This window comes from Bizionia gelidisalsuginis, assembly GCF_008086185.1.
Taxonomy (GTDB): domain Bacteria; phylum Bacteroidota; class Bacteroidia; order Flavobacteriales; family Flavobacteriaceae; genus Bizionia; species Bizionia saleffrena.
The window spans coordinates 1-23,822 of record NZ_VSKN01000019.1 but is presented as its reverse complement, the minus strand read 5'-3'; the positions used below and the strand labels follow the sequence as shown (position 1 = coordinate 23,822).

The window sequence follows — 23,822 nt, the reverse complement described above, 5'->3', positions numbered from 1 at the left end:
AGTGTTTGCATAATTTTTTGCATAAAAAAAGCCCGAACAAATTGCTCGGGCTTTACGGGTTATATAAATACTATTAGTTTATTTTAAACAATTATTGTTTTTAAATTTTAGCATATAATTCCTTAGCCACTCTATTATGATAATAGGTGCTGAAAAAAGGAAGACGTAATATGTTATTTAAAAATTTCATTTAGAAACGAATCGTTTAAAGTTTTGTTAAACAATTAATTAAAATCATTACGTCCTTAATTTATTTCTCTTTTCAAAACTACAAAACACAAAGTTTTGAGTCGTATTAAATGGCGTGGTATGATCTTCAGTTTTACAATTTAATTTACTGAAATCTCCCTTAAAAGTGTGCTCTAAAGTATTTTCTGAATATTGTGAAATAGCTAAACCGCTACATTTTTCAGGACCATTCTCAGAGAATGTACCGAGTATCATAAAACCAGAGACGGCATTCTTAGTGAGTTCTATGTAGCAATTAATAGCCTCGGGTGTTGTTAAAAAATGAAATGCTGCACGGTCGTGCCAAATATCATAAGTAGTATTTGGTTTAAAATTAATGATATCACTAACTACCCAATTCACCAATTCTGCACGATCGCCTAATCTTGCTTTTGCTTTATCTATCGCTTTTTTAGAAATATCGAGTACCGTAATATTTTTGTAACCGTCGTCTAGCAAACAATCTACGAGTTTACTGTCACCACCACCAATATCTATAATTTTTGCTGTTTTTTCTGCGTTAAGTGACGCTATAAAATCTAACGAGGTTCTTGGGATTTCCTGGGTCCAACTCACTTGCTCAGGTGTTTTCGTTTTGTATACTGTTTCCCAATGTTCTTTTTTATCTATAGTCATTTTAAGTAAATTTAATCTGTTTGGATAGTCAAAGTTAAAGGTTTTTTAGGAGGTGGCGGTTATTCAAGGCGTAGTGCTTTACTTCTTCTTAAAGAAATTATAAATGGTATTAAACTAAAGTTAAACCGTTAAAAAGAATAGCATTAAGTAATTTATAATAGTAAATTGATCTTATGGAAAATATATTAGTAGCTGGTGCCAATGGTACCACAGGAAAAAAAATAGTACACTTATTAAAGGAATCGCAATATTTTAACCCTGTTGCAATGGTTAGAAAAGAAGAGCAAAAAGCCTATTTTGAAGGACACAATATCGAGTCGGTTTTAGCTGATTTGGAAGACGATGTCACGCCAGCTTTCAAAACCAAAAGTAAAATTGATAAAGTTGTTTTTGCTGCTGGTTCTGGAGGAAAAAAAGTAGTTGAAGTCGATCAAGAAGGAGCAAAAAAACTTATTGATGCTTCCAATAAAAATAGCATAAGAAAATTTGTGATGTTAAGTTCTATGGGAGTAGATAATCCAGAAGAAATGTCAGAATTAAAGGACTATTTAAAAGCAAAACAGAATGCAGACGAACACTTGAAAAATAGTGGTTTGAATTATAGTATTGTGCGTCCGGGGTCTTTAACAAACGAAAAACCTTCAAATGAAATTGAACTAGAAGCTAAGCTAAATAAAAGAGGCGAAATTAGTAGAGATGATGTTGCGCAAACCATAGTCAGAACTCTAAATGATGATGTCGCTAATAAGGCCACCTTTGAAATCATAAAAGGGAATACTTTAATAGGAAAAGCGTTAGATAAAATTTCTAAAATTGATGCATAACTAATGCGACAATAAAAATGATTTAAATGCTTCGTAGCTGCCAATTTTGGTGGCTACTTTTGTTTTTGACAATACCGCTTTAATTTGAGGAGGTAACTCTTGTTTTTTTCCAATAACAGCTTCCACAACGTCTAAGAATTTTGTAGGATGTGCTGTTTCTAAAAATACGCAATGCACGTTTGTGTTATTTTTTAAATACGCTTTACAGCCTAAATAACCAACAGCTCCGTGCGGATCGGCTACATAATTGTATTTGGTATATAATTCTTTTAGGGCGATTTTGGTGTCTTCGTCGGTAAAACTGAAAGACGATAAGTTTTGTTTTAATGTTTCAAAATCGTGATTATAAATTTCTTGAATACGAATAAAGTTACTCGGGTTTCCAACATCCATTGCATTACTAATAGTTTGCACAGACGGTTTTGAGTTGTAATTCTTAGTTTTTAAATAGTTTGTAACACTGTTGTTAGCATTATTAGCTGCAATAAAATGAGAGACAGGTAAGCCTAATTGTTGCGCCATCATTCCAGCACAACTATTCCCAAAATTTCCACTGGGAATAGAGAATACTATGTTTTTATCTGTTTTATTTAGTGTTTTATAGGCAAACATAAAGTAAAACAACTGCGGTAACCAGCGCGCAACGTTGATAGAATTGGCCGAAGTCAGTGACATAGTCTCTGTAATATCCGAATCTAAAAAAGCACGTTTTACCATCTCTTGACAGTCATCAAAAACGCCATCGACTTCTAACGCAGTAATATTTTGACCTAAAGTGGTGAGTTGTTTTTCTTGAATATCACTCACTTTCCCACTCGGGTATAAAATAACAACATTCACGCCTTTTACTCCTAAAAACCCATTTGCAACCGCACCTCCTGTGTCACCAGAAGTGGCCACTAGCACAGTGATTTCTTTAGTATTATTGGTGTTAAAATAAGCCAAACATCGCGCCATAAATCGAGCACCGACATCTTTAAAAGCCATCGTGGGGCCGTGAAATAATTCTAAAGTTGAAATAGTTTTATCAAACGTTACGATAGGAAAATCAAAAGAAAGCGTCTCTTGGATAATCGTTTTTAAAACGGTTTCGGGTATATCTGGTGTTACAAATTGTTTAATGGCTTCAAATGCTATCTCTTCATTGGAATACTGGCTGATGTTTTTAAAGAAATCTTTTGGTAATGGAGTGGTTTTTTCTGGAAAATACAAACCTTTATCTGGGGCTAGCCCTTTAATAACAGCCTCTTTAAAGCTTACTTTTTTAGCTTTTCTATTGAGTGAATAGTATTTCATATTATAATATTTTGATTCCTGTCGGGTTAATTTTTGAAACATAAGTAGTAAAAGTGATTCCTGCTCTAAAATAGATGTCACGCATCACTTTTTCCACATTTTTAGCCATTTCTAAACCTTCGCTTAATGCAAAAACAGAAGGTCCAGAGCCTGAAATACCGCAACCTAAAGCACCTATTCTAAGAGTCTGTTTTTTTACAGTATCAAAGTGGGGGATTAACGTTTTACGGTATGGTTCGATAACGACATCCTGTAACGCAGAACTTAATAATTGGTAATTATTGGTATGTAAAGCGTGAACCAAACTTCCTACATTTGCCCATTGGGTGATCGCTGTTTTTAACGGAATCTGGTCTGGTAAAATCGATCGGGCATGGCGTGTTTTAATTTCAATTTCTGGATGAATGATTGTCGCGTAAAGAGCTGCTGGTGTTGGTAATTTTAAAATAGAAATGGGGTTACAAGATTTTACTAAGGTAAATCCGCCAAACAGAGCAGGAGCAATATTATCGGCGTGTTCTGCTCCGCTGGCAAGCGCTTCACCTTTCATTGCAAAAGCTGTTAATTGATGTGTATTGTAGGGTTTACCTAGTAATTCGTTGATGGCAAAAACGCTCCCCGACGCACTAGCAGAACTACTGCCAATTCCGCTACCAGGTTTTATCTTTTTATAGATTTCAATCTCAAAACCAAAATTAGGTTTTGCCTCTTCTAATAAAGCTAAAGCTGAAACTCCAGCCACATTCTCTAACGGATTTAACGGCAAATCGTAACCTTCAATTTTGGTAATACGAATACCTTTTTGGGGCGTTTTTTTTATAATCATTTCATCACCAATATTGTCTAAGCAAAACCCTAAAACATCAAAACCACAAGAAACATTGGCTACTGTAGCGGGCGAAAAAATTTTTATTTCGTTTCTCATCTGTTTAATTTAGTTGTTTCCAATTCTAATAATATCGGCAAATAAGCCAGAGGCCGTAACATCGGCGCCAGCTCCGGCACCCTTAATAATCATAGGTTGCTCTGGGTACCGTTGGGTGTAAAACATAACGATATTGTCTTTTCCCTCTAGGTTATAAAACGGATGCCCTATCGGAATTTCTTTCAATCCTACTTTTGCTTTTCCATTATTAAATTCGGCAACATATTTTAACTGGCAATCTTTGCTTTTAGCAGAAGCATACCACTTTTGAAAATGTGTTTCGTCTTCAATAAGTGTAGAATAAAAGTCATCTACCGTGTCACTTTTTAAATTATTTTGAGTTAAAAAAGAGTCATTTTTAATATCTTTCAAATCCATTTCGAAGCCACTTTCTCGTGCGAGAATTAATATTTTTCGAGCGACATCTACACCGCTTAAATCTATTCTAGGATCGGGTTCTGTATACCCTTCTAATTGTGCTTGCTTAACAACATCGTGAAATTTTGTGTTTTCATTAAAATTATTAAATACAAAGTTTAAACTTCCTGATAAAACAGCTTGAATACTCGTAATCTTATCTCCAGAAGCCATCAAGTTTCTTAGGGTATCGATTATTGGTAATCCTGCACCAACGTTGGTTTCAAATAAAAATGGTGCGTTGTATTTTAATGATAATAGCTTTAAAGAAGAGTAGCTTTTTTGAGAACTTGAACAGGCAATTTTATTACAAGCAACCACGGCAATACTTTCTTTTAAATAGTGCTCGTACAACTTAGAAACGTCTCTATTCGCCGTAATATCTATAAAAATGCTATTGCGTAAATTTAATAGTTTTACGGTGTCTAAAAAAGCAGTTAGTGTTGCTTTTTGTCCTTTTTGTAAATCTGCTTTCCAATTTTTTAACGACAAGCCTTCAGCATCAAATAACATCGTTCTAGAATTTGAAAGCCCTATAATACGCACATTAATTTTATGGTGTTTTAATAAATAAGATTTTTGCTGTTTAATTTGCTCCACTAAGCGTTCTCCCACATTGCCGACACCTATAATAAAAATATTTAATTGCTTAGTATTACTTTCAAAAAAGCGCTCGTGAACTACGTTTAGTGCTTTTTTTACATCTTTTTCAGCAATAACGGCCGATATATTTCTCTCGGAAGCTCCTTGAGCAATGGCTCTAATATTAATGTTGTTTTTACCTAATACGCTAAACATTTTACCACTTACACCTTGGTGATTTTTAATCTTATCACCCACAAGCGCAATAATTGATAATTCCTTTTCTACAAGAATAGGATCGATTTTATACGTTTTAATTTCGTATTCAAAAACTTCATTGATGGATTTTTTTGCCAAATCAACCTCATTTTCATCAATTCCGAAGCAAATAGAATGCTCTGAAGAGGCTTGAGTAATAAAAATAATATTGATTTTCTGATTTGCCAGTACTTCAAACAACCGTTTTGAAAACCCCGGTACGCCAACCATTCCATTACCTTGAAGCGTTAGTAGTGCGAGATTGTTAATATTTGTAATTCCTGTAGCTGGCGGTTTTTCTGTGCTATAATATTGAGAATCATTAGTGATTATTGTGCCTTTATTTTCAGGCTGTAAAGTGTTTTTTATATGAATGGGTATATTTAAAAACAAGACCGGTTGCACACTTGGCGGATATAGCACTTTAGCCCCAAAATGCGATAATTCCATTGCTTCTTGGTAAGAAATATAAGAAATAGGGTAGGCTTGCTTTACCAGTTTTGGGTTGGCCGTAAACATTCCGCTAACGTCTGTCCAAATTTCTAAGGTCTTTACTTTTAAAGCCGCAGCAACAATAGCTGCCGTATAGTCTGAGCCACCACGGCCTAAAGTGGTTATTTCGCTATGCTCAGATTTTGCAATAAACCCTGGTACAATGGTGATTTTTTGAGTAGCTGTTTTAAAATAGTTTAGAATATTTTTATTCGTTATTTCAAATTTAACTTCAGCCTTGGTGAAATTTGAATTGGTAACAATAAGTTCTTGCGCGTTTTTTCTGGCGACTTTATTTCCTTTTTTTTTCAATGCTTCAGTGATAATAAAAGAGGATAATAATTCTCCAAAACTCACTAGTTTATCTCCCGTTTGCGGCGATAATTCATTAATCAAATAAATGCCATCTAACAGTTTTTTTAAAGCGTCCAATTGACTAATCAGTTCTAGTTGAAACGTTTTGTTTTGTACTGATATCAATTCATCTGCAATTAATAGGTGCTTTTTTTTAATCTGTTCAAACACATTTTTGTAGTTAGCGTTTTTATCTTTTGCCAAATGACCCGCTTTTAATAAAGCGTCGGTAATACCACCAATAGCCGAAACTACACATATAATTTTACCGTTTCCCGTTTGTTTTTCGACAATTGAAATGACTTTATTTATATTTGTTGATGAACCTAAAGAGGTGCCTCCAAATTTTAAGACTTGCATAGGAAAGTGGTTTAGTTAGTTAATGGGGTATTGGTAGTTAAATAACTACAATTAGGCTGAAGTAAAATAAGTATAACCCTAATGGGTCAATGCCCCTTTATAATAGATATAGCCCGCAGAAATGGCCTCTTTAAAAGCGGTTATTAGAGACGTTAGTATTTTAGTTTTGTTAAACATTTTTCTGTGCTATGCCTTATAAATATATTACTTTTACTTTTAATTAGGTTAAAAATAATGATTTTTATAACCTTTATTAATTATAGGCAGATTGTCTAACCTTTTAAAAATCAAACGGAATGTTAATTTATAGACGATTATAGATGAAAATATTTACTAAAGATCAAATTTACGCTGGTGATGAGTTGACTGCTAAAAAACAAAACATAAGCGCAACCGATTTAATGGAACGTGCCGGAATTGAGATTTTTAATTGGTTGCATAGGCGTATGCAAGGTGCTCAAGTGCCTATTCACGTATTTTGTGGTATTGGTAATAATGGGGGAGATGGCTTGGTTGTGGCGCGACATTTAATTACTCACGGTTATAATGTGCACACCTATGTGGTTAATTGTAGTACTAAGCGTTCTAAAGATTTTTTAATTAATTACGATCGTATTAAAAATGTAACAAAAGAATGGCCAACATTATTAGATTGTAAAGAAGATTTTCCTGCAATAAATGAAAATGATATTATTGTAGATGCCGTGTTCGGCATAGGTATTAATAGGCCGGTAGGGGAATGGGTTAAAGGTTTGTTTAACCATTTTAAAGACTCTAAAGCTTATACGTTATCTGTAGATGTGCCTTCCGGATTACATACCGATCAAGTACCAAGTGATCCTGAAACTGTAGTTTCTGCTTCCCATACTTTAAGTTTTCAAACTCCAAAACTGGTGTTTTTCTTACCCGAAACAGCAAATTATACGGAACAGTGGGAAGTGTTAGATATAGGACTAGATCCTGGTTATTTAGTAGAAACACAAACAGAAGCCGAACTTATAGGGAAAAATGAAGTATTGCCGTTGTACAAGCCGCGAGAAAAATTCTCTCATAAAGGTACGTTTGGGCATAGTTTAATTATTGGTGGAAGTTATGGTAAAATAGGTGCTGTAACTTTGGCGAGTAAAGCAGCGTTGGTTTCTGGGGCAGGAAAAGTAACGGCCTATTTGCCAAAATGTGGTTATACCATTTTACAATCTAGTTTGCCAGAAGCGATGGTAATTACAGATGCTAATGAAGAATACCTTACTAATATTACATTCGATATCACCCCAACCGTTATTGGAATTGGGGTAGGGATGGGCACGGAAGAACGGACGATTAAAGCGTTTACTAAATTTTTAAAAACAACCAAAACACCTTTAGTAATTGATGCTGATGCGATTAATTGTTTAGCCAAAAGTAAGGAAACATTAAAATTGTTACCAGAATTTTCTGTGTTAACACCACATCCCAAAGAATTAGAACGTTTAATAGGGAAGTGGAGTGATGATTTTGATAAATTAAAGAAAACAAAAGCTTTTTCTAAAAAATACAATGTTATTATTGTTTTAAAAGGAGCAAACACCATTACGGTATATAAAGAAAAACTATTTGTTAATACCACAGGAAATCCGGGGTTAGCTACTGCAGGAACTGGAGATGTATTAACTGGTGTTATTACCGGACTAATATCTCAAGGTTACGAACCATTAATCGCTGCTATTTTTGGTGTGTATTTACACGGAAGAGCTGCCGACGTTATTATAGAAGATTTTGGCTACCAAAGTTTAACCGCAAGCGATGTTATAAACGGTATTGCTGAGGCGTATTTAGACTTATTCAGTTCGCCAGAACCTCAAGAAACTAAACCAACACAAGAGGATGAGACATCTAAGTCTAACGATAAAGGCCAACGTAAAAAATAGAAAGGACTCCTTAAAAGTCATAAAAAAAGCGAACTTAATAGTTCGCTTTTTTTGTATTATTTTATTTTGAAAGTTATATTTCTAAACTATCAAATAGATCAACTAACTTTTCGTCTGATGGTCTTGGAGCATCAGCGCTAACAATGTTTCCTGCAGGATCAATTAGTAAAAATCTAGGAATAGAATTAATTTTATAAGCTCTAATAAAATCAGATTGGAACGCTTTATCCGACATTAGTTGGATACCGCCTAATTCCTTTTCTTTCACCATTTCTTTCCATCCATCGTAGGCTAATTTAGCAGATTCTTCTGGAGTTTCAGCTCTATAACCACGACCATTATCTGTAGAAATACTAACAAATTCTATGTTTTTACCGTGGTATTCTTTTTCAAGTTTTTTAAGTGAAGGAATTTCTGCTTTACATGGCCCGCACCAAGTAGCCCAAATATCTACATATACAAATTTACCTTTTAAATCTTTTAAAGATGTTTTGCCGCCTTTAAAATTCTCGTAATTTACAAAGGTTGGCGATGGCGCTCCTTTAGGTAAATCTCTTTTTAAAGCAATCTTTTCTCCAACGTAACCTTTATAAAACTTAAGCATTGGCTTAACATTTTTAGTAGCAGTGTTGGTCAATGATGTGTCAATAGCTTTGTCAGCGTCGTAAAAGGCTAGGAGTTCCTTTTCTATTGCGCTCATTTTATTCTCTAATCCTAAAGAATCTAATTCTGCTAATTTATCAATGTCTAAAAGACGTTCTTCTAAAACTGATTTTTTAGCTAAAAAGTTGCTTTGTTCGGCACCATTTCCAGAATACTTCACGGTTTCATCAAACTTTTTTGTATCTAACGTTAAGTTTAAATCGTAACCATTTTTTAAATATGCTGCTGTTTGCTCGTTTCCATCATAAATGGAATAGAGACCAGTGTCAACCTTTAGAGTGTCAGAAAATGTTCCATCCTCATTCACTTTTATGGTTTTCGAAAACTCACGGTTTCTTACAACTATAGAATCACTACTTTTATCTGTGATTTTTCCTGAGAGTGTTACATAATCTTTGGGCGCTTCGTCTTTTTTTGTCCCTTCGTCTTTACACGCAACAATAGCTAATGCAGACATACATATTAAAAGTTTTTTCATTATTAGTTTATTTTAATTTTAATCAAAAATAGCAGAATAAAATTAGTATTAAATTATTAAGTTGAATTTATTTGCATAATATCTCTTGAATGATGACTTTTGACGGTTCAAAATAAATATATGGAAACAGTACATTATATATCTTCTGAAACCTTAGAGCTAACAACTTTAAGCACTATAATTTCCGAAGAAAAAACATTAGCATTATCTGAAGACTCTAAAAAGCGCATTGTTAATTGTAGAACCTATTTAGACGATAAATTAACTAAACAAGACAAGCCAATTTATGGTATAAACACAGGTTTTGGTTCTTTATATAATGTAGAAATTTCTAACGAAAACTTAACTAAATTACAAGAAAACTTAGTAATGTCTCACGCCTGCGGTACAGGAGATCGCGTTCCCGAAGCTGTGGTTAAACTAATGTTATTACTAAAAATACAATCGTTAAGTTACGGGTATTCTGGAATACAATTACAAACCGTAGAACGTTTGGTGGCTATGTATAACGCCTCTGTATTGCCCATTGTTTATACACAAGGTTCTTTAGGAGCCTCTGGAGACTTAGCGCCATTAGCACATTTATCGTTACCATTAATAGGAAAAGGAGAGGTGGTTTATAAGGGCGAAGAAATGACCTCGGAAGCGGTATTAAAAATATTGAATTGGGAACCTATTACCTTAAAATCTAAGGAAGGTTTAGCGTTATTAAATGGTACACAATTTATGAGTGCTTACGGCGTGTATTTACTTCTGAAGAGTTTTAAATTATCATATTTAGCCGATTTAATTGCGAGTGTTTCTATTGATGCTTTCGATGGCAGACTGGATCCTTTTAATGAGCTAATTCATTTGGTGCGACCGCATAACGGACAATTAAAAACGGCGGAAAGAATTAGAGAGTTTTTAAATGAAAGCGCTATTATTAATCAAGAGAAACAACACGTTCAAGATCCGTACTCATTTCGATGCATTCCACAAGTTCACGGGGCGACAAAAGACACTTTAGATTTTGTTTTAAAAACGTTTAAAACCGAAATTAATTCGGTAACCGATAACCCAAACATATTCTCTAAAGACGACGAAATTATTTCTGGTGGAAATTTTCACGGTCAGCCCCTGGCTTTAGCTTTAGATTATTTAAAGATAGCAATGGCCGAACTTGGTAACATTTCTGAACGTCGTATATTTCAATTAGTTTCCGGTTTAAGAGGTTTGCCCGTATTTTTAGTTAATAATCCGGGTTTAAATTCGGGGTTTATGATTCCGCAGTATACAGCCGCTAGTATTGTTAGTGCTAATAAGCAATTAGCAAGTCCGGCCAGTATAGATAGTATTGTTTCTAGTAACGGACAAGAAGACCACGTTAGTATGGGTGCAAATGCAGCAACACAAGCCTTTACTTTAATTAATAATGTAGAGCGTATTTTGGCTATTGAGTTATTTAATGCCTCACAAGCCTTAGCTTTTAGAAAGCCTTTACAGTCAAGCCCGTTTATTGAGCAATTATTAAGCTCATATAGAGTAGAAGTTCCGTTTATTGAAGAAGATGAAGTACTACATTACCCAATAGAAAATTCTATTATATTTTTACAGCAATTACAAATTGATACAGCAGAATTATTTTAAGTATGACTAAATAAATTAACGATATTCTTATCTATAAAAAACCTCTTTAAGTTATAAAGAGGTTTTTTTTGTTAGTTTGTTTCGTTAAGTAAATAATTGTTATAAATTAAAGTTGCCCAATTTTTGGCTTCGACAACACTGGTAAGTACTTTTAATGGTTTTTTTAAAAATAGACGCTCTATTTCAACGTTGCTTTCATTAAAATGATTCTGCGTAACAATACAGAACGCTAATAAGTTGGTTGCTTGCGATGTTCTTTTATAAATCAAAGGATCTACAGAGTAATTATTTTTCCTATCCGTTATGTAAACAAAGGGTTTATCCTGATAAAAATTTAAAATAACAGCGGTTATTTTTAAACTTAAATCTGACGTCAAAACAATACCTTCTTTTATTATAGAAACAACATAGTATTCATAAAAGGTAAGTTTGCAAAACTCCAAACTATTATTTTCAATTTTCATGAGCTAAATTTAATAAAAAAAGGCTTCAATTATAATAATTGAAGCCCTTTTTTTACCTAATGTAGTACTTAAGATTCAGTCGATTTTTTAGATTTTTCTATCACTATGCTAATCTCATTAGAGGTTTTATCTAAATCCATTTTAATGATGTCTCCCTCAGAAATATGAGATTTAATAATTTCTTCAGCCAAAGTATCTTCAACATATTTCTGTATTGCTCTTTTTAGAGGTCTAGCACCATACTGCTTGTCGAATCCTTTTTCTGCAATAAATTCCTTTGCAGCTGTAGATAACTCTAAAGTATAGCCCAAATCTTTAATACGAGACAATAATTTATCTAATTCTATATCTATAATCTTATTAATATCTTCTTTCTCTAGAGCATTAAATACGATAACGTCGTCGATTCTATTTAAAAATTCTGGAGCGAACGATTTTTTAAGAGCATTTTCTATTACTGATCGAGTATTGGCATCTTCTTGAGATTTTTGTGATGCTGTACCAAAACCAATACCTGCACCGAAATCTTTTATTTTTCTAGCACCAATGTTAGAGGTCATTATTATGATTGTATTTCTAAAATCAATTTTACGCCCTAAACTATCTGTTAAATAACCATCATCTAAAACTTGTAAAAGCATATTAAACACATCGGGATGTGCTTTTTCAATTTCATCCAACAGAATAACAGCGTATGGCTTACGTCTTACTTTTTCGGTTAGTTGACCACCTTCCTCATAACCTACGTATCCTGGAGGTGCTCCTACTAATCTAGAAATCGCAAATTTCTCCATATACTCACTCATATCAATTCTAATTAAAGAATCTTCACTGTCGAATAATTGTTGCGATAACACTTTTGCTAACTGCGTTTTACCAACACCAGTTTGTCCTAAAAATATAAATGAACCAATTGGTTTGTTGGGGTCTTTAAGTCCCGCACGATTACGCTGAATAGCTTTAACTACTTTGGCTACCGCATCTTCTTGACCAATAACACGACCTTTAATAAGTTCTGGTAATTGAGCCAATTTGTTACTTTCTGTTTGTGCAATACGATTTACAGGAATTCCTGTCATCATAGACACGACATCGGCAACGTTATCTTCGGTTACTGTTTCTTTATTTAGTTTGGTGTCTTCTTCCCATTTTTCTTGAGCGATACTTAACTCTTTTTCAAGACGTTTTTCGTCGTCTCTTAAACGCGCAGCCTCTTCGTACTTTTGCTTTTTAACAACCGTATTTTTAGTTTCTTTAACTTCTTCAAGTTGTTTTTCGAGTTCTAAAATTTTCTTTGGCACCACGATATTCGTAATATGCACACGCGATCCTGCTTCATCTAAAGCATCGATAGCTTTGTCTGGAAGGAAGCGCTCTGTCATATATCTACTCGTAAGTTTAACACACGCCTCAATAGCTTCGGGCGTGTACTCTACATTATGGTGTTCCTCGTATTTTTCTTTTATGTTATTAAGGATTTCTATGGTTTCCTCTTCGTTAGTAGGCTCGACAATTACTTTTTGAAAACGACGCTCTAAAGCACCATCTTTTTCAATATACTGTCTGTATTCATCTAAAGTTGTAGCTCCAATACATTGTATTTCTCCACGTGCTAAGGCTGGTTTAAACATATTTGAAGCGTCTAAGCTTCCGGTGGCTCCACCTGCGCCAACGATGGTATGAATTTCGTCGATAAACAAAATGACATCATCATTTTTTTCAAGCTCGTTCATTACGGCTTTCATACGTTCTTCAAACTGTCCTCTGTATTTTGTACCTGCTACTAAGCTGGCCAAATCTAGTGTTACGACACGCTTATTAAAAAGAATACGCGACACTTTTCGTTTTACAATTCTATTTGCTAAACCTTCAGCAATAGCCGATTTACCAACACCGGGCTCTCCAATTAATAAAGGGTTATTTTTTTTACGTCGCGATAGAATTTGAGACACGCGCTCAATTTCTTTTTCACGCCCCACCACTGGATCAAGTTTTCCTTCTTCAGCCATTGCTGTGAGGTCGCGCCCAAAATTATCTAAAACAGGTGTTTTAGACTTTTTATTCCCTTTATTAGGTGTCGGTGTATTAAAAATATCTTTAGAGTCGTTATCGTCGCTTGTATTGGCGTCATCATCTGGAAACGATTCTGCTTTTGGTTCTATGTAATTATCGTCGTTTGTTATCATAAACTTAAATTGTTCTTTAACGTTATCGTAATCCACTTTTAACTTATTTAAAAGTTTGGTTGTTGGATCATTTTCGTTTCTTAAAATGCACAGCAATAAATGTGCTGTGTTTATTGATGTACTTTGAAAAAGTTTAGCCTCTAAAAAGGTTGTTTTTAAAGCACGTTCTGCTTGACGCGTTAGGTGCAAATTCTTTTTCTCGTTAGTTACAATTGAAATATTTGGACTTGCTGGGCTTAGTATTTCAACTTTACGTCTTAAGTGGTTTAAATCTATATCTAGAGCATTCAATATATTAATAGCTTTACCATTACCATCTCTTAGAAGACCTAACATTAAATGTTCGGTACCTATAAAATCATGGCCAAGGCGTAACGCCTCTTCTTTGCTAAAAGCAATAACATCTTTTACTCGTGGTGAAAAATTATCGTCCATATAATAGTTTACTTTCTATGCTTAAAATTACTAAATCATATTACCAATGGCAAAAACTATTCCTTAAATAATATGTACTTAGCTAAGAGACAAAAAAAAATTATTAAATCAATATAATTAACAACTTACTTATTAAAAAAGGCAGATTATTAATTGTTAATAAAAAGTGTTAAAAGAAAGGGCTTAAAGGCTTGCTGTCACTAATGAATTGATTATATTAGCACGTTTTGAAACACTCATAAATACTTAATTATATTATATAATGGCAGAAGGAGGAAAACTTATCCCGATTAACATTGAAGATGAAATGAAGTCGGCTTACATTGATTATTCAATGTCAGTCATTGTGTCACGTGCTCTACCAGATGTTAGAGATGGCTTAAAACCCGTTCATAGACGTGTGCTTTTTGGTATGCACGAACTGGGTGTTAGAGCCAATAGTGCGCATAAAAAATCTGCGAGAATTGTAGGGGAGGTTTTAGGTAAGTACCACCCACACGGTGATACCTCTGTTTACGATGCAATGGTACGTATGGCTCAAGAATGGAGTTTGCGTTATATGCTAGTAGATGGGCAAGGGAATTTTGGTTCTGTAGATGGAGATAGTCCAGCAGCAATGCGTTATACAGAAGCACGTATGCGTAAAATATCTGAGGATATGCTTGCCGATATTGATAAAGAAACTGTAGACCATCAATTAAACTTTGATGACACCTTAGAGGAGCCAACAGTGTTGCCTACAAGGGTGCCAGGATTGTTAATTAACGGTGCTTCCGGTATAGCCGTAGGTATGGCAACTAATATGCCGCCGCACAACTTAACAGAGGTTGTCAATGGTACTATGGCTTATATTGAAAATAAAGACATAGAGATCGACGAATTAATGCAGCACATTACGGCTCCCGATTTTCCTACAGGAGGAACAATTTATGGTTATGATGGTGTACGCGAAGCATTCCACACAGGACGTGGTCGTGTTGTCGTGCGTGCAAAAGCAAATATCGAAGAGGTTAATGGTCGCGAGTGTATTATCGTAACCGAAATCCCTTATCAAGTTAACAAGGCAGATATGATTAAAAAAACTGCCGATTTAGTTAACGATAAAAAGATGGATGGGATAGCGAGTATTCGTGATGAATCGGATAGAAACGGAATGCGTATCGTTTATATTTTAAAGCGTGATGCTATACCAAATATTGTACTTAACAAATTATATAAATATACGGCTTTACAATCCTCTTTTAGCGTTAACAATATTGCATTAGTAGCAGGTAGACCTCAATTATTAAACCTTAAAGAATTAATTCATTATTTTGTAGAACACAGACACGATGTTGTCGTAAGACGTACTAAATACGAATTGCGCAAAGCTGAAGAGCGTGCTCATATTTTAGAAGGATTAATTATAGCGTCTGATAATATTGATGAAGTAATCGCAATTATTAGAGCCTCGAAGAATGCCGATGAAGCGCGCTCTAACTTAATTGAACGTTTTAAACTTTCAGAAATTCAGGCCAAAGCTATTGTCGAAATGCGTTTGCGTCAGTTAACGGGTCTAGAACAAGACAAGTTGCGTACGGAATATGAAGAATTAATGAAAACTATCGAAGATCTTAAAGCTATATTATTAAGCAAAGAGCGTCGAATGGAGATTATTAAAGACGAATTGATTGTAATTAGAGATAAATATGGTGATGAACGCCGAAGTATTATTGAGTACGCTGGTGGTGACCTAAGTATCGAAGATATGATTCCAGATGAGAAAGTGGTTATTACTATTTCTCACGCAGGATATATTAAGCGTACATCGCTTTCAGAATACAAAACGCAACATAGAGGAGGTGTAGGACAAAAAGCGTCTACAACACGTAATGAAGATTTCTTAGAAAATTTATTTGTGGGTACTAACCACCAATATATGTTATTCTTCACCCAAAAGGGGAAATGTTTCTGGATGCGTGTTTACGAAATACCAGAGGGTAGTAAAACATCGAAAGGTAGAGCGATTCAAAACCTTATAAATATAGAACAAGACGATAAAGTAATGGCATTTATTTGTACTCAAGATCTTAAAGATGAAGCGTACATTAACAGTCATTATGTAATAATGGCAACGAAAAAAGGTCAGGTTAAAAAAACCTCTTTAGAGCAATATTCTAGACCTAGAGCTAATGGTATTAACGCCATTACTGTAAAGGAAGACGACGTTTTACTAGAAGCTAAATTAACAACAGGTGAAAGTCAAGTGATGTTAGCTTTAAAATCGGGTAAAGCAATTCGTTTCGAAGAAGCCAAAACAAGACCAATGGGTCGTGGTGCTTCTGGAGTAAGAGGTATTACTTTGCAAAGTGAAACAGACGAAGTTATAGGAATGATCGCCGTAGACGATATGGAAAGCAACATTCTTGTGGTTTCAGAAAATGGTTACGGAAAACGTTCTAGTTTAGACGATTACCGAATTACTAACCGTGGTGGTAAAGGGGTGAAAACAATTTCTGTAACAGAAAAAACAGGAAACTTAGTGGCCATTAAAAATGTAACCGATCAAGATGATTTAATGATTATTAATAAATCTGGAGTCGCGATTAGAATGGCTGTTCAAGACTTAAGAGTTATGGGACGCGCAACACAAGGAGTTCGTCTTATTAATTTAAAAGGAAAAGACGCTATCGCTGCTGTTGCTAAAGTATTGCACGAAGATGAAGACGACGTTATTATTGATGACGATGGTAATGTTATTGAATTGGCTGAAGAGACTGTTGACACAACTGAGGTGTCGGAAGAAACTAACGAAGATTTAACAACAGATAACGAATAATTATTGGCATAACTATTGATTATTTAAGAATTAAAATTAAATACAAATTATAAATCAGATGAAAAAACAATTCATATTTGCTTTAGCAGTAATGGTTACTATTACGACCTTTGCGCAAAAAAGAGAGCTTAGAACTTTAGAAAGGGCCGTAAAAAATAATAATTACGCTGAGGCAAAATCAGTGGTATCAGAATTAGAATCTATGGTAGGTTCTATGGATGATAAATTAAAATCTAAATACTATTTTAATAAAGCGCAAGCCTATTATGCTAATGGAGCAGGATCGAATGCCGATTTTAAAATAGCGATTAGTGATTTGACTAAAGTGGACGATAATTACGTTAGCGAAGTTTCAGAGATTAAGCAATCACTTCAAAACGAATTATTAACTAAAGCTAATAATTTATATACCTCAGGAAAATATAGCGAAGCAGCTAAATTATTCGAAATGCTTTACGCTCTTGTGCCGTCAGATCAAGTGTATTTATATTACGCAGCTGCCAGTGCTGTTAGTGCTCAAGAAGTAGAAATAGCACTTAAGCATTATCTTGAACTAAAAGAATTGGGATATACGGGTGTTGAAATGCAATATCTAGCAACTAACAAAGAGACAGGAGAAGAAGAATCTTTCGATAAAGTAACTAGAGATGTCTATGTAAATAAGGTTAAAACGCATATCAGTCCTAAGGATGTAGAATCGGAATCTAAAACGGCAGAAATCACAAAAAATATAGCTTTAATTTATAATAGTTTAGGTGAATCTGAAAAAGGTTTAAAAGCGATTAAAGTAGCCCGTGAAGCAGATCCTTCAAATATCGATTTAATTCTTATTGAAGCGAATATGCATTACAAATTAGGAGACAGAGAAGCGTATACTAATTTAATAAAAGAGGCGACGCAGAAAGATCCTAATAATAAAGATTTATTATATAACTTGGGCGTACTATCTGCTGAAGCGGGGAATGCAAAGGAGGCAAAAATGTACTACAAAAAAGTGTTACAATTAGATCCGGCTTATGTTAATGCAGCGACTAATATTGCAGCATTAATATTAGAAGAAGAGGTTGCTGTTATTAAAGAAATGAATGGATTAGGAAGTTCGGCTTCAGATAATAACCGCTACGACCAACTTAAGAAGAAAAGATCTGATATTTATTACGAAGCTATTCCTTACTTAGAAGGCGTATTAGGAATTGACGAGGGTAACATAGATGTTGCTAGAACCTTAAAGGGTATTTATAGCGCCATTGGCGAAGAAGCGAAACTTAATGCGATTAAAGCAAAGTATAAAATTTAATCTATTTAAGATTTACCTAGTGAATTCTGAAAAATAAGTATAAAAAAAGCCAACTTGTAAGTTGGCTTTTTTTATTATATAATTTTTTTAATGACTCTTAGTTTGTGGGTGTGCTTTCTAGTATCTACATTATAAATACCAGAGTGATCTAAGCGATCTATTCTCACTTTTCCGTGGGCGTGAATAATGTAATTATCTTGCATTATAATACCCACGTGAGTTATTACGCCCTCATTATTATCAAAAAAAGCGAGATCTCCTGGCTCACTTTCTTCAATAAAACTTAGTGGTTCCCCTTGCATTGCTTGCTGCGATGCGTCTCTTAAAAGGGCGTAACCATTCAGTTTGTAAACCATTTGGGTAAACCCAGAACAGTCAATACCAAAAGGCGTTTTACCGCCCCATAAATAGGGTGCATTTATATATGAAAAAGCAGTACCGATAATAGTACTTTTATCATTAATCGCGCACGATGAGTGTCCTTCGAATGTATGGTTTAATAACTCTGTGCCATTAAGGACAGAACCCATAGGTATTGTGTATAATTGCTTGTCGTTATCCTGAATAAAATCGACTAAATCGGTAGTTAATTGTAACGGTTGGGATGACAAATCAGTGTATTGCTCTTCAGTAAGTTCACTATACTGCTTATTATCTACCCATCCTTCATATTTATCGAAAGCCAAACGAATTTTACTCCAAGATTTACGGTGTTCTAATACTTTAAAGATATCGCCATACAATACCTGCGAGACTAACTCGCTGGCATCGGAGGCTTCAAATCTTAAGGGAACGATACTTAAATTACAAATTCCGTATTGCATTAGTTCATTTTAACGGCTATTACAAACGCTCGATTACTACAGCAGAAGCTCCACCACCACCATTACAAATAACGGCTGCTCCAGTTTTAGCATCGTTTTGCTCTAAAACATTTAAAAGTGTAATTAAAATTCTAACTCCCGAACATCCAAGTGGGTGTCCTAAAGAAACAGCACCACCGTTTACGTTTACATTTTTATCGGTAAGTCCTAATATTTTCATATTAGCTAAACCAACAACTGCAAATGCCTCGTTGAATTCAAAAAATTCAACATCTTTAAGAGCAATACCTGCTTTATCTAAAGCTTTAGGCAATGCTTTTGAAGGTGCAGTTGTAAACCACTCTGGCTCGTGTGCTGCGTCGGCGTAACCTTTAATAACGGCTAAAGGTTTTAATCCTAATTCATCAGCTTTTTCTCTACTCATTAATACCATTGCTCCGGCACCATCGTTAATTGTCGATGCATTTGCAGCGGTTACCGTTCCGTCTTTTGAGAAAGCAGCACGTAAAGAAGGAATTTTATTTAATGTTACATTTTCAAACTCTTCATCTTTAATCACTACAACAGGTTCTCCACGACGTTGTGGTACTTCAACAGGAACTACTTCGTTATTAAATTTTCCTTTCTCCCAAGCATCAGCCGATCTTTTGTAAGATTGTATTGCGTACGCATCCTGATCTTCTCGAGAAAATTTATATTTAGTAGCACAAGCATCTGCAGAAACTCCCATCGCATTCTGATCGTAAGCATCAACCAAACCATCTTTTTGCAGACCATCTATAAGCGTAGCAGAACCAAATTTAGTTCCTTTTCTGGCATACATATAATGAGGAATCATACTCATATTTTCCATTCCCCCAGCAACAATAATACTCGCATCCCCTAAAGCTATAGATTGTGCGGCTTGCATTACAGTTTTCATACCAGAAGCACATACCTTATTAACTGTAGTACATGGCACTGTATTAGGAATTCCGGCAAAAATAGCAGCTTGTCTGGCAGGAGCCTGACCTGTACCTGCTTGCACAACATTTCCCATTAAAACTTCTTCAACCAATTCTGGTTTTAGATTTATTTTTTCTAAAGCACCTTTAATGGCTATAGCCCCTAATTTTGGTGCAGGAATGGTTGATAGTGCGCCTAAAAAACTACCTATAGGGGTTCTGGCTGCCGATACAATAACTACTTCTTTACTCATTTTGTTTTAAATTTTTTATATGTTCAGCGAAATTAATCATTTTTTAGCAAAAAGGAGAACCTTAAATCGATATTAACGTGCTTTAAAAACAATATTTAGTACTTTTGATGTGCTAAACCATTGGGTTAAGATAAAATAATTTACTATTTTTTATTGATGAAAGACTTCATAAATACGTTTTATAAAAACCATTCTCTTTTATATAAGGTAATTCTATTTATAGCCACCACTTTTTTAATAGTGTATTTGTTTCCGAAAAGCGGTCGTTTTAAATACAACTTTGAAAAAGGAAAACCATGGCAGTCGGAAACCTTATACGCACCTTTTAATTTTGCGATTCAAAAAACACCTATAGAACTGTCCAAAGAGAAAGAGGACATAGAATCTAGCGCTGTAAAGTATTTCTCGATAGATACTAAAGTACTACCTATTGTAAAAAGGGATTATCAGGGTAATTTTCACAAAATTTTCCCCGATTCTATCTATGGTGATGAAGGGGATTCGCTAAAAAGGCAAGGAGAGCAAATCGTTGATGAGTTGTATGAATTTGGGATTTTAGAAGATAATTTATCTAGCGCAAAAACAACCAACGTCACTATTTTAGAAGATCGGGTAGAGCGCTACAAAACCCAATTTTCTAATATTTATCAGCTTGAAAATATAAAAAATGATGTTTTAGAAAAGCTCAAGAAAGCTAATTTGGAGACGTATGAAAGTGAATATATAGCCTTGTTTTTCGATATTATTAAACCTAATTTAACTTATAATAAAATATTTACGGAGACTGTTTTAAATCAAGCAGTGCAATCTATTTCTTTTACAAGAGGAAGTATTGAAAAAGAGACACTAATCATCTCTAAAGGTGAAATTGTTGAAGGTAATAAATTTTTGATTTTAAAATCGTTAGAATCGGAATATGAATCGCAAGTCTGGAACGAATCTAATTACAATTTAATAGTATTTGCGTACACATTATTGGTTGCTTTGGCTTTAATGATCCTATTGCTTTTCTTACGTAAATACCGACTAGACGTTTTTAAAAATGATACCAAAGTAACGTTCATATTTTTCAATATATTATTAATGGTTTTTTTAACTAGCTTAATGGTTAATTACAACTCTAAATACATTTATATTATACCCTTAGCGATGCTACCCTTGGTTCTAAAAGCCTTTTTCGACGCCCGTTTAGGATTGTTCACTCACGTTATTACGGTGTTGTTATTAGGGTCTATTGTCCCTAATAGTTACGAGTATATGTTCTTACAAATTATAGCGGGTATCGTTACTATTTTAACGGTTTCTGAACTGTATAAAAGAGCTAATTTATTTATCTCTGTTGGACAAATTACTTTGATTTATATTATTGCCTATTTTGCTTTTTTCGTTATTCATGAGGGCAGCGTAGAAACTTTAAAATGGGAAACCTTTGCAATGTTTGTACTGTGTGGGCTAGCAACTTTATTCGTACAGCCATTAATTTATATCTACGAAAAACTTTTCGGTTTGGTATCTGATGTTTCTTTATTAGAGCTTTCAGATACAAACTCTAAACTATTAAAACAACTCTCTAACGATGCGCCAGGAACGTTTCATCATTCTTTAAACGTCGCTAACTTAGCTGAAGCTGCTGCTAACGAAATTGGTGCAAATGCTATGCTGGTTAGGGTAGGAGCGTTGTATCATGATATTGGTAAAATGAGAAATCCTACCTATTTCACCGAGAATCAATCTTCGGGCGTAAATCCGCACGATGATTTATCTCCAATAGAAAGTGCGCGCATTATAGTGGGTCACGTTATAAATGGAATAGAAATAGCTAAAAAAAATAACTTACCAGATCGCGTTATCGATTTTATAAGAACCCATCATGGTACAAGTACGGTGTATTATTTTTATATGAAAGAGAAAAGGGTAAATGAGGATGTTTCTATCACCGATTTCTCTTATCCTGGGCCCAAGCCGTTTAGTAAAGAAACAGCTATCTTAATGATGTGTGATAGTGTGGAGGCGGCATCAAAAAGTTTAAAAGACCCAACGTCTACTAAAATTGATAAATTTGTCGAAAACATACTCAATAAACAAATGGACGAGGACCAATTCTTAAATGCGAACATTACTTTTAAAGAAATTCAGGTGATTAAAAAAGTCCTAAAACGCAAGCTTGCAAATATTTACCATCTTAGAATTGAATACCCCGAATAATTTTTAAAAAAAAGTACTAAAAAATGTTGCGATATATGAGATCTTGTCTTACATTTGCATCCGCAATACGGAGGTAAAAAAAGTTCATTGCAAAATTACTGGAGAGGTGCCTGAGTGGCCGAAAGGAGCGGTTTGCTAAATCGTCGTACCCCAAAAGGGTACCCAGGGTTCGAATCCCTGTCTCTCCGCAATTAGATAACCAAATCGGGGTGTAGCGTAGCCCGGTTATCGCGCCACGTTTGGGACGTGGAGGCCGCAGGTTCGAATCCTGCCACCCCGACAAATTACCGAAATGTCATACTAAAGGTGTGACATTTCAAATTTTATAGTTACGGGCTCGTAGCTCAGTTGGATAGAGCACCTCCCTTCTAAGGAGGCGGTCACAGGTTCGAATCCTGTCGGGCTCACAAAAAGACTTACTGTTTTCAGTAGGTCTTTTTTGGTTTATAGGGTTTACAATACTTCACAAGGATTTAGAGTGTTTCTTAAGATTGGATATTTTGAAGATATCTTTTCTTTTAAGGAGTACTATTAGGTGTACCATTTTACTTCAGGTGTACCATTTTTAAAAATCGATTAAAAATGAATGATTTCAAACTATCTGTATTGTTTTTACGGATCAAGGAATATTTTTGGGGAGTGACATAAATTAGGCATATAATTTAGTAAGTCTAAACAAGAAAAACTTAACATCTCTTACGCCTCTAAACATCGACCTGAACTCTTTGATTTTTGCATTAAAAGATTCCGCGGAAGCATTGGTGCTCCTGTTGTTAAAATAATTCAAAATTGGTTTGTAATGGATTTGTATAGACCTTGCAATGGTATTGAAGGACTTAAAATTTGAGTTTTCTACTTCGTTATACCACTGAGCCAATTTTAGTCTTGCTACATCTTTATTCGTATTGTTTTCATATATATAACTTAGTGCTTGCGCTAACTTATAGGCTTTTTCAATAGTTGGATGAAGCTTAAACGGATCAAGGAATATTTTTGGGGAGTGACATAAATTAGGCATATAATTTAGTAAGTCTAAACAAGAAAAACTTAACATCTCTTACGCCTCTAAACATCGACCTGAACTCGTATCAAGGAATATTTTTGGGGAGTGACATAAATTAGGCATATAATTTAGTAAGTCTAAACAAGAAAAACTTAACATCTCTTACGCCTCTAAACATCGACCTGAACTCTTTGATTTTTGCATTAAAAGATTCCGCGGAAGCATTGGTGCTCCTGTTGTTAAAATAATTCAAAATTGGTTTGTAATGGATTTGTATAGACCTTGCAATGGTATTGAAGGACTTAAAATTTGAGTTTTCTACTTCGTTATGCCACTGAGCCAA

Annotated in this window: 17 protein-coding genes and 3 tRNA genes; 9 read left to right on the top strand and 11 right to left on the bottom strand. The window is 34.5% G+C overall.

All coding sequences use genetic code 11. The features are described from left to right. Positions 1-237 precede the first annotated feature (237 nt). The gene (locus tag ES677_RS12195; protein WP_148370859.1) at positions 238-864 is read right to left on the bottom strand and encodes a class I SAM-dependent methyltransferase; all 627 of its coding nucleotides are present in this window, start codon (positions 862-864) and stop codon (positions 238-240) included. A 173-nt stretch (positions 865-1,037) separates the two neighbouring features. Between ES677_RS12195 and ES677_RS12190 the strand changes: the two genes are divergently transcribed. Then, positions 1,038-1,688, top strand: a complete 651-nt coding sequence (locus ES677_RS12190) for an SDR family oxidoreductase (protein ID WP_148370858.1) — start codon at positions 1,038-1,040, stop codon at positions 1,686-1,688. Here ES677_RS12190 and thrC read toward each other — a convergent pair whose 3' ends face one another. Genes thrC through thrA form a run of 3 tightly spaced genes read right to left on the bottom strand, consistent with a single transcriptional unit; the run spans position 1,689 to position 6,372 of the window. Next, on the bottom strand, positions 1,689-2,984 hold the full coding sequence (gene thrC / locus ES677_RS12185) for a threonine synthase (RefSeq protein ID WP_148370857.1): 1,296 nt from the start codon (positions 2,982-2,984) through the stop codon (positions 1,689-1,691). A gap of 1 nt (position 2,985) precedes the next feature. Further along, complete coding sequence (locus ES677_RS12180; protein WP_148370856.1) at positions 2,986-3,909, bottom strand: homoserine kinase; 924 nt, start codon at positions 3,907-3,909, stop codon at positions 2,986-2,988. Positions 3,910-3,918: 9 nt separating this feature from the next. Next, complete coding sequence (gene thrA, locus ES677_RS12175; protein WP_148381393.1) at positions 3,919-6,372, bottom strand: bifunctional aspartate kinase/homoserine dehydrogenase I; 2,454 nt, start codon at positions 6,370-6,372, stop codon at positions 3,919-3,921. Positions 6,373-6,692: 320 nt separating this feature from the next. Between thrA and ES677_RS12170 the strand changes: the two genes are divergently transcribed. After that, positions 6,693-8,279 carry an NAD(P)H-hydrate dehydratase gene (locus tag ES677_RS12170; RefSeq protein WP_148381392.1) on the top strand — a complete coding sequence of 529 codons (1,587 nt, stop codon included), beginning with the start codon at positions 6,693-6,695 and terminating at the stop codon, positions 8,277-8,279. 73 nt (positions 8,280-8,352) lie between these two features. Here the strand turns inward: ES677_RS12170 and ES677_RS12165 are convergent, their stop codons facing one another. Beyond that, entirely contained in the window at positions 8,353-9,420 is a 1,068-nt protein-coding gene (locus ES677_RS12165) for a redoxin family protein (protein ID WP_148381391.1), read from the bottom strand. 120 nt (positions 9,421-9,540) lie between these two features. Here ES677_RS12165 and hutH point away from each other — a divergent pair, with 120 nt between their 5' ends. After that, entirely contained in the window at positions 9,541-11,049 is a 1,509-nt protein-coding gene (gene hutH / locus ES677_RS12160; protein WP_148370852.1) for a histidine ammonia-lyase, read from the top strand. A 71-nt stretch (positions 11,050-11,120) separates the two neighbouring features. Here the strand turns inward: hutH and ES677_RS12155 are convergent, their stop codons facing one another. Then, positions 11,121-11,513, bottom strand: coding sequence for a hypothetical protein (locus ES677_RS12155; protein WP_148381390.1), 393 nt, complete (start codon positions 11,511-11,513; stop codon positions 11,121-11,123). Between the two features lie 68 nt (positions 11,514-11,581). Beyond that, positions 11,582-14,134 (bottom strand): ATP-dependent Clp protease ATP-binding subunit, encoded by a 2,553-nt coding sequence (locus ES677_RS12150; RefSeq protein WP_148381389.1) that lies wholly within the window; start codon positions 14,132-14,134, stop codon positions 11,582-11,584. A gap of 262 nt (positions 14,135-14,396) precedes the next feature. Between ES677_RS12150 and gyrA the strand changes: the two genes are divergently transcribed. Further along, positions 14,397-16,952, top strand: a complete 2,556-nt coding sequence (gene gyrA, locus ES677_RS12145; protein ID WP_148381388.1) for a DNA gyrase subunit A — start codon at positions 14,397-14,399, stop codon at positions 16,950-16,952. A 58-nt stretch (positions 16,953-17,010) separates the two neighbouring features. Further along, on the top strand, positions 17,011-18,249 hold the full coding sequence (locus tag ES677_RS12140; protein WP_148381387.1) for a tetratricopeptide repeat protein: 1,239 nt from the start codon (positions 17,011-17,013) through the stop codon (positions 18,247-18,249). A gap of 74 nt (positions 18,250-18,323) precedes the next feature. Here ES677_RS12140 and ES677_RS12135 read toward each other — a convergent pair whose 3' ends face one another. Continuing rightward, positions 18,324-19,073, bottom strand: coding sequence for a C40 family peptidase (locus tag ES677_RS12135; RefSeq protein ID WP_148370847.1), 750 nt, complete (start codon positions 19,071-19,073; stop codon positions 18,324-18,326). Positions 19,074-19,092: 19 nt separating this feature from the next. Next, complete coding sequence (locus ES677_RS12130; RefSeq protein ID WP_148370846.1) at positions 19,093-20,271, bottom strand: acetyl-CoA C-acyltransferase; 1,179 nt, start codon at positions 20,269-20,271, stop codon at positions 19,093-19,095. 156 nt (positions 20,272-20,427) lie between these two features. On the opposite strand from ES677_RS12130, the gene ES677_RS12125 reads away from it, so the two are divergent. From ES677_RS12125 to ES677_RS12110, 4 genes are all read left to right on the top strand, one after another. Beyond that, positions 20,428-22,476, top strand: a complete 2,049-nt coding sequence (locus tag ES677_RS12125; RefSeq protein WP_148381386.1) for an HD family phosphohydrolase — start codon at positions 20,428-20,430, stop codon at positions 22,474-22,476. A 100-nt stretch (positions 22,477-22,576) separates the two neighbouring features. Then, positions 22,577-22,664 (top strand) — tRNA-Ser (locus ES677_RS12120). 17 nt (positions 22,665-22,681) lie between these two features. Next, positions 22,682-22,756: transfer RNA gene (locus ES677_RS12115), tRNA-Pro, on the top strand. Positions 22,757-22,809: 53 nt separating this feature from the next. Then, a tRNA-Arg gene (locus ES677_RS12110) sits at positions 22,810-22,883 on the top strand. Between the two features lie 242 nt (positions 22,884-23,125). On the opposite strand, the gene ES677_RS12105 is transcribed toward ES677_RS12110, so the two are convergent. Both ES677_RS12105 and ES677_RS12095 read right to left on the bottom strand, forming a co-directional pair. Beyond that, positions 23,126-23,494, bottom strand: coding sequence for a transposase (locus ES677_RS12105; RefSeq protein WP_246124523.1), 369 nt, complete (start codon positions 23,492-23,494; stop codon positions 23,126-23,128). Positions 23,495-23,594: 100 nt separating this feature from the next. After that, on the bottom strand, positions 23,595-23,822 hold a 228-nt coding region (locus ES677_RS12095; RefSeq protein WP_246124521.1), incomplete at its 5' end, for a transposase.

Bases quoted from the DNA above. Each gene is read 5' to 3' on its own strand.
- ES677_RS12130 (WP_148370846.1), bottom strand. From the start codon at position 20,271: ATGAGTAAAGAAGTAGTTATTGTATCGGCAGCCAGAACCCCTATAGGT.
- ES677_RS12135 (WP_148370847.1), bottom strand. From the start codon at position 19,073: ATGCAATACGGAATTTGTAATTTAAGTATCGTTCCCTTAAGATTTGAA.
- ES677_RS12180 (WP_148370856.1), bottom strand. From the start codon at position 3,909: ATGAGAAACGAAATAAAAATTTTTTCGCCCGCTACAGTAGCCAATGTT.
- ES677_RS12155 (WP_148381390.1), bottom strand. From the start codon at position 11,513: ATGAAAATTGAAAATAATAGTTTGGAGTTTTGCAAACTTACCTTTTAT.
- ES677_RS12170 (WP_148381392.1), top strand. From the start codon at position 6,693: ATGAAAATATTTACTAAAGATCAAATTTACGCTGGTGATGAGTTGACT.
- ES677_RS12150 (WP_148381389.1), bottom strand. From the start codon at position 14,134: ATGGACGATAATTTTTCACCACGAGTAAAAGATGTTATTGCTTTTAGC.
- ES677_RS12190 (WP_148370858.1), top strand. From the start codon at position 1,038: ATGGAAAATATATTAGTAGCTGGTGCCAATGGTACCACAGGAAAAAAA.
- ES677_RS12105 (WP_246124523.1), bottom strand. From the start codon at position 23,494: ATGCCTAATTTATGTCACTCCCCAAAAATATTCCTTGATCCGTTTAAG.
- thrC (WP_148370857.1), bottom strand. From the start codon at position 2,984: ATGAAATACTATTCACTCAATAGAAAAGCTAAAAAAGTAAGCTTTAAA.
- hutH (WP_148370852.1), top strand. From the start codon at position 9,541: ATGGAAACAGTACATTATATATCTTCTGAAACCTTAGAGCTAACAACT.
- gyrA (WP_148381388.1), top strand. From the start codon at position 14,397: ATGGCAGAAGGAGGAAAACTTATCCCGATTAACATTGAAGATGAAATG.
- ES677_RS12165 (WP_148381391.1), bottom strand. From the start codon at position 9,420: ATGAAAAAACTTTTAATATGTATGTCTGCATTAGCTATTGTTGCGTGT.
- thrA (WP_148381393.1), bottom strand. From the start codon at position 6,372: ATGCAAGTCTTAAAATTTGGAGGCACCTCTTTAGGTTCATCAACAAAT.
- ES677_RS12125 (WP_148381386.1), top strand. From the start codon at position 20,428: ATGAAAGACTTCATAAATACGTTTTATAAAAACCATTCTCTTTTATAT.
- ES677_RS12195 (WP_148370859.1), bottom strand. From the start codon at position 864: ATGACTATAGATAAAAAAGAACATTGGGAAACAGTATACAAAACGAAA.
- ES677_RS12140 (WP_148381387.1), top strand. From the start codon at position 17,011: ATGAAAAAACAATTCATATTTGCTTTAGCAGTAATGGTTACTATTACG.